The following is a 554-nucleotide window of genomic DNA, read 5'->3' as shown; positions in this document are numbered from 1 at the left end:
CACTTATTACTCAATCTCAATGAGCCAAGTAGACCAAAACGATCCGATAGAATTGTCAGAAGTTCAACAAGCCAAACTATCGTCTTGATTATGAAACAGAATGAGTCTTGGCGTTAATTGCTGTATTTATTAATTACTGTATTCGTTCCAACCTCGTTGCCATTCCATACGGAATTTTTGAGCTTGCTCAGTGCCCTCACAGACACCCTCATAATATTGGCCAGATAGACCCATTTGATAAGCAAAGTCTGGATTGCAATATTCAGCGACACCTTCCAAATAGCCACGGTCATAATCACCAGGATTAGCAGTGCCCAACGTTTTCAGCTCTTTTACACTACGAGAAGTGTGCCCTGCGATGCCATCTTGATAACCAATCTGATACCAATCACCCGATTTGGCGAGATCTTCCGTGGTTGCAGCACACCCAGCCAATAATACCAGCGCCAACCCCAACGTCGCTTTTTTCATAACTCTTCCTTAACTGATTGTTTTCAAAACAAGCTTATCACTAATTCTCAGAATCTGCCGCTCAACACCCAGATTTCGCCACT

At 43.0% G+C, this 554-nt stretch carries 1 protein-coding gene; it reads right to left on the bottom strand.

Annotated features, from left to right (window positions below):
• Positions 1-129 precede the first annotated feature (129 nt).
• Positions 130-471, bottom strand: a complete 342-nt coding sequence (locus R7R78_RS28665; protein WP_005460271.1) for a DUF2799 domain-containing protein — start codon at positions 469-471, stop codon at positions 130-132.
• Positions 472-554 lie beyond the last annotated feature (83 nt).

Source organism: Vibrio sp. 2134-1, from assembly GCF_033339495.1.
Note: the sequence above shows the minus strand (reverse complement) of the source record. Positions and strands in the feature narration are given on the sequence as shown.